Genomic DNA, 5,759 nt, shown 5'->3' with positions numbered 1-5,759 from the left:
AAGAAGGAATGCCTGGCGAATTCGAACATTGCCTTGCGGCCGTGTTTCTCGTCGATCAGCATGCCGTAGCCGTCGCGGCCGGCGGCGACCTTCGCAGCCGCCTTGACTGCCAGCACCTTGAATTCTTCGATCCGTGCCGGATCGGCGCCGGCCTTCGCCGCCACATCCTCGAGCTGCACGCGGTGGTCGCACGCGAGCGCCATCAGCGAGGGAATGTCGCGCCGGCGCGTCGTTGCCCAATGGATGTGGTTGATCGCCTCGTCCTTGCGCAACGCCAGATGCTCGCTGCCGTGTTTGAGGAAGAACCGCAGTTCTTCGAAGGTCGGATATTCCGGCGCGCAGAGCAGACGCGACACGGCGAAGGCGCCGCAGGCATTGGCCCAGGTCGCCGCTGTCGCATGATCTTCGCCACCCAGCCAGCCGCGCAGGAAACCGGACATGAAGGCATCGCCGGCGCCCAGCACATTGTAGATCTCGATCGGAAATCCCTTGCCGACGACACCGTCCTCGAGATCGTCGCTGATCGGTCCGTCATAGACGATGCAGCCCATGGCGCCGCGCTTCAGGACGATGGTGGCGGACGACAGCGAGCGGATCGTCTTCAAGGCGCTCAGGCAATCGTCGGCGCCCGACGCGATCATGATCTCCTCCTCGGTGCCGACGATGAGGTCGCAATCGGGCAGCACCGTCTTCAACTGCGCCGAGACCCGGTCCGATTTCACATAGCGCTCGAACCCTTCGGCATGGCCGGCAAGGCCCCACAGGTTCGGCCGGTAGTCGATGTCGAACACCACCTTGCCGCCCTTGGCCTTCATGATGCGGATCGCCTTGCGCTGCGCGGCATCGCTGTTGGGCCTGGAAAAATGCGTGCCGGTGACGACGATCGAGCGCGCCGAGGCGATGAAGGCCTCGTCGATGTCTTCCGGCGCCAGCGCCATGTCGGCGCAGTCCGAGCGATAGAAGATCATCGGCGAAACGCCTTCGTCCTCGACCGACAGCAGCACCAAGGCGGTAAGCCGCTCCTTGTCGGTCTTAAGGCCGTCGACATTGACGCCTTCACGCGTCAGCTGCTCGCGGATGAAGCGGCCCATCTGCTCGTCGCCGACGCGGGTGAGCAGTGCCGAGCGCAGGCCGAGCCTGGCCGTGCCGACCGAGATGTTGGCCGGGCAGCCGCCGACCGACTTGGCGAAGGAGGTGATGTCCTCCAGCCGCGAGCCGATCTGCTGCCCATAAAGGTCCACGGAAGCGCGACCGATAGTGATAACGTCGAGCGGCGCGTATTCAGCGTCCACGGCTTCGCTCATTGGAACCTCCCGTCGGCCTTGTTGTGTTGGGGTACACGCGCGAGCGGCAGCGTGGCGCCGGGAATATGAAATAATAATTCCAATCCATAGTCAATATGGAATGAGTGTTCCTTCCGTGAAAAGTGTCTTTTCGGCGATGGATCAGGCCTTGCGCTTGCGGCCCGTGTCGCGTCGCTTCTCGCCGACGCCGACGGTCAGCGCCATGGCCAGCGCCATTGTCGCCGACAGCGAGCGGAAGCCGGCGAAATCGGCCTCTGCAACCTCGAACCAGACCTTGGCGAACTGGGCGAGCGGCGAAAACGAGCTGTCGGTGATGGCGACGATCGGCACGCCCTGTTCCGAAATGCTGCGCGCTTCCTCGATCGTGGCCGGTGCGTAGGGCGAGAAGGAAATGGCGATGACGGCATCCGCCGGCGTGGCGAAGCCGATCATCTCGGCATTCAGCCCGGCCGCCGATTCGATCAGCTGGTTGCGGATCTTCAGCTTGCCCAGCGCATAGGCGATGTAGGACGCCACCGGATACGAGCGGCGCTTGGCCAGCACGTAGATGGTCTCGGCCTTCGCCAGCAGGGAAATGGCGTCTTCCAGATGCGCGTCGTCCAGCGTGCGCGAAATGTCGTTGAGCGAGGTGCTGGCGGCGGCGACGAAGCCGTCGAAGATCGACCGATGGCCGGCGCCGCCCTCTGCCTTGGCGCGCAGCGCCTGCAGCCTTTCGTCATAGGATGAGTTGCGCTCGCGCAGCCGTTCGCGAAACACCTGCTGCAGGCTGGTGAAACCATCGAAGCCAAGCTGCTGGGCAAATCGGATCAGGGTCGAAGGCTGCACGCCGGCCGAAGCGGCGATGCTGGCGGCGGTGCCGAAAGCGATATCGTCGGGATTGTCGAGCGCATGGGCAGCGATCTGGGCGATGCGCTTCGGCAGGCTTTCGCGCCGCTCCAGGATGGTGGTGCGCAGCGTCTCGAAATCGCGAGGTACCCGTTCGTCCATCGTCGCTCTGTCCAGGCTCATACGTGAAGCGTCCTCTGTGCATCATCATAGCGAGCCTGCGCAAGAACACCATAAAAAATGAGGCAGACATTCCATTCCAAGAGAAAATGGACTAATTCATCCACGCAGCGCTTCAAGCAGTGGAGAAACGGAAAATGGTCGGCGTCGGTCTCATCGGTACGGGTTTCATGGGCAAGTGTCATGCCATCGCATGGAGTGCCGTCAGCGCCGTCTTTCCCGACGTTGCCAAGCCACGGCTGGTCCATCTCGGCGAGGTCAATGAAGAGCTTGCCCGGCGCAAGGCGGGCGAGTTCGGGTTCGCCAAGGCGTCGGGCGACTGGCGTGCCGTCGTCAACGATCCCGAAGTCGATATCGTCTCGCTGACCACGCCCAACCAGTTCCATCCGGAAATGGCCATCGCCATCCTCGAAGCCGGCAAGCATCTGTGGTGCGAAAAGCCGATGGCGCCGAGCTTTGCCGAGGCCGAGGCGATGGCAGCGGCGGCGAGAAAGTCCGGCAAGATCGCGGCGCTCGGCTACAACTACATCCAGAGCCCGGCCATCCGCCACATCGGCGCTTTGCTGGAAGAGAAGATCATCGGCGAGGTCAACCATCTGCGCATCGAGATGGACGAGGACTTTATGGCCGACCCAGAGGCGTTGTTCTTCTGGAAGCACGAAGCCGCGTCAGGCTATGGCGCGCTCGACGATTTCGCCGTGCATCCGCTGTCGCTGGTCTCAGCCCTGTTCGGCCGCGTCGCCAGTGTCATCTGCGACATGGCCAAACCCTATGCCGATCGCAAGCTGGCCAGCGGCGGCCGCCGCGCTGTGGAGACCTACGACATAGCCAGCGTGCTGATGCATCTGGAAAGCGGCATTGCCGGCACGCTGCTGGTCAACCGCTCGGCCTGGGGCCGCAAGGGCCGCATCGCCGTCCAGATCTTCGGCTCGAAAGGGTCGATCCTGTTCGACCAGGAACGATCGAACGAATTCCAGCTCTATCTCACATCAGATCGGCCGACCGAGCAGGGCTACCGCACCATCCTGGTGGCGCCGCACCACAAGCCCTATGACCTCTTCGTGCCGGCGCCAGGCCATGGCCTCGGCTTCAACGACCTCAAGATCATCGAGTGCCACGAACTGCTGACGCGGCTTGAAGGCAGGCCGGCACGGCTCATCGAATTCGCCGAAGGGCTGGAGATCGAGCGCACGGTGCACGCGATGGCGCGCTCCTTCGAGGAAAAGCGCTGGGTGGACGTGCGGTGAGGCGGCGGCTCACCTTCTCCCCTTGCGGGAGAAGGTGGCCTCGCGAAGCGAGGTCGGATGAGGGGTGCTCCAGGGAACACCAACGTCTCACTCCGCTGGAACACCCCTCATCCGTCTCGGCGCTGCGCACCGATCCACCTTCTCCCACAAGGGGGAGAAGGGAGAATCGCGTCAGCCGCCAACCGCCGCATTGATCTCCCATCCATTCACCCAGACCTGCCGCAAGCGGTCGCCTTCGCCCTTGAACCGCAACCCCGTCGCCTGGCAATCCTCGATCCGGTCGCTGCGGAAATTGCGGATCGCCTGGCGCAGCTCGCACCAGGCGACGATGTTGGCGGTTTCGGCGTAGTAGATGAGCGCGATCGGGCGGACGAGGCGCTCGGAGGCCCGGCCCATCTCGTCGCGATATGAGAGATCGAGCTTCTCCTCGTCGCGGATGGCGCGTCGCACCAGCGCCAAGTCGATCGCGCCGGTCGAGGGCGCGGCGAATCCCCACGCATGCAGCGCATTGGCGTCGAAGGCCTGGCGCAAGGGTGGTGGCACCGCCCCGGCGATCTTGGCGCTGACGCGCTTGGCCGCCTGCTTGAGCTCGCTGTCTCCGGTGCGCTCCAGCAGCGCCAGCGACAGGACGATCGCCTCCATCTCCTCGATCGAGAACATCAGCGGCGGCAGGTCGAAGCCGGGGCGCAGGATATAGCCGATGCCGCGGCCCCCTTCGATCGGAACGCGCATCGCCTGCAGCGCTGCGATGTCGCGATAGATCGAGCGTACCGTCACTTCCAGCCGCTCGGCAATCGTCGCCGCCGTCACCGGCTGCCGCGCCAGCCGCACGATCTGGATGATCTCGAACAGGCGTGACGCCTTGCGCATTTTTTCCCCGGGTTGCGAGCCCAATTGACACAGCATTGTCAGTTGGGCTGACCTATAGGAGCGCCTATCGACTTGAAAATCAACAGGTTCCGCTGCGGTTTGGCGGAGCGAGGCGGCAGGCAACTGACATGGGCTATGCGGAAAATCTCTGGCTTTTCTTTATCCTGCTGTTCGGCATCATCGCCGTTCCGGGCATGGACATGCTCTTCGTGCTTGCCAATGCACTGACCGGCGGGCGCGACAGGGGTCTCGCCGCGACCGGCGGCATCATGGTCGGCGGCATGGTGCACACGCTGAACGGCGCCATCGGCGTCGGCCTGCTGATGCATTTCGTGCCGATCCTGTTCAAGCCGCTTCTGCTTGCCGGCGCCGCCTACATGGCCTTTATCGGCATCACGCTGATGCGCAGTTCCATCACTGTCGGTCAGGAAGGGCCTGCCGGCAGCCGGTCCGCATGGAAGGCCTTTCGCCAGGGTTTTGTGACCTGCCTGATCAACCCGAAGGCATACCTGTTCGTGCTTGCCGTCTACCCGCAGTTCCTGAAACCGGACTACGGTCCGATCTGGATGCAGGCGACGGTCATGGGGCTGCTGACCGTGGCCACCCAGGCTGCGATCTATGGCGGACTGGCGATCACGGCTGGCCGCAGCCGCAACCTTCTGATCGCCAATCCGCGGGCGACCATTTTTGCCGGCCGGGCGGCCGGACTGCTGCTCTTTGCCGTGTCGGTGTTCACGGCATGGGAAGGATTAAGGGCGGCGTAGGATTTCTTGCGAAGAAGACCCCCACCTCTAACCCCTCCCCCACAAGGGGGAGGGAGACTCCCGCCGGCGCTGACAATGGCAAACTGCCGAGGCTTTCAGACGTCAAGGTTCGAGTAGGAGTGCGGCAGCGTTCCCTCCCCCTTGTGGGGAGGGTTAGGGTGGGGGTCGTGCCGGGCAAAGGCCGGCAATAGTGGCTCAAGCGGCTCCCTGCCGGTTGTCGATCATGGCGCGGCGTGCCGAGCGGCGCCACTCGACGGCGCCGGCAAGGCCGTGCAGCACCGTCTCGGTGGTCGCCCAGTCGATGCAGCCATCGGTGATGCTCTGGCCATAGAGCAGCGGCTTGCCCGGCACCACGTCCTGCCGGCCGGCGACGAGATTGCTCTCGATCATCAGGCCGATGATGCGCTCGTCGCCTGCCGCGACCTGGCCGGCGACATCTGCCGCGACCTTGGGCTGGTTCTCGGGCTTCTTGGCCGAGTTGGCGTGGCTGACATCGATCATCAGCCTGGGCGCAACGCCGATGCGGGCGAGTTCCACAGCGGCGGCTTCGACGCCCCCCACGTCGTAGT

Annotated in this window: 5 protein-coding genes and 1 pseudogene; 2 read left to right on the top strand and 4 right to left on the bottom strand. The window is 64.1% G+C overall.

The features are described from left to right. Positions 1 to 1,304: 5-dehydro-2-deoxygluconokinase (gene iolC, locus EN984_RS20260; protein ID WP_127383904.1), on the bottom strand; the 1,304-nt coding region annotated here is incomplete at its 3' end. Positions 1,305 to 1,445: 141 nt separating this feature from the next. After that, the gene (locus EN984_RS20255) at positions 1,446 to 2,291 is read right to left on the bottom strand and encodes a MurR/RpiR family transcriptional regulator (RefSeq protein ID WP_164748924.1); all 846 of its coding nucleotides are present in this window, start codon (positions 2,289 to 2,291) and stop codon (positions 1,446 to 1,448) included. 155 nt (positions 2,292 to 2,446) lie between these two features. On the opposite strand from EN984_RS20255, the gene EN984_RS20250 reads away from it, so the two are divergent. Beyond that, a complete protein-coding gene (locus EN984_RS20250) occupies positions 2,447 to 3,556 on the top strand; it encodes a Gfo/Idh/MocA family oxidoreductase (RefSeq protein ID WP_127269053.1) in 1,110 nt (369 codons plus the stop codon). 171 nt (positions 3,557 to 3,727) lie between these two features. Here the strand turns inward: EN984_RS20250 and EN984_RS20245 are convergent, their stop codons facing one another. After that, positions 3,728 to 4,426, bottom strand: a complete 699-nt coding sequence (locus EN984_RS20245; protein ID WP_127269054.1) for a YafY family protein — start codon at positions 4,424 to 4,426, stop codon at positions 3,728 to 3,730. A gap of 128 nt (positions 4,427 to 4,554) precedes the next feature. Here EN984_RS20245 and EN984_RS20240 point away from each other — a divergent pair, with 128 nt between their 5' ends. Continuing rightward, entirely contained in the window at positions 4,555 to 5,190 is a 636-nt protein-coding gene (locus EN984_RS20240; protein ID WP_127269055.1) for a LysE family translocator, read from the top strand. A gap of 195 nt (positions 5,191 to 5,385) precedes the next feature. Here the strand turns inward: EN984_RS20240 and EN984_RS20235 are convergent. After that, positions 5,386 to 5,759: pseudogene (locus EN984_RS20235) on the bottom strand (3-deoxy-7-phosphoheptulonate synthase); the annotation flags it as partial.

This window comes from Mesorhizobium sp. M7A.F.Ca.CA.004.12.1.1, assembly GCF_003997835.1.
Classification (GTDB): Bacteria; Pseudomonadota; Alphaproteobacteria; order Rhizobiales; family Rhizobiaceae; genus Mesorhizobium.
The sequence above is the reverse complement of the archived record's forward strand: the minus strand, read 5'-3'. Positions and strand labels throughout refer to the sequence as shown.

Coding starts and splice junctions, on each gene's coding strand:
- EN984_RS20255 (WP_164748924.1), bottom strand. CDS start 2,291: ATGGACGAACGGGTACCTCGCGATTTCGAGACGCTGCGCACCACCATC.
- EN984_RS20250 (WP_127269053.1), top strand. CDS start 2,447: ATGGTCGGCGTCGGTCTCATCGGTACGGGTTTCATGGGCAAGTGTCAT.
- EN984_RS20245 (WP_127269054.1), bottom strand. CDS start 4,426: ATGCGCAAGGCGTCACGCCTGTTCGAGATCATCCAGATCGTGCGGCTG.
- EN984_RS20240 (WP_127269055.1), top strand. CDS start 4,555: ATGGGCTATGCGGAAAATCTCTGGCTTTTCTTTATCCTGCTGTTCGGC.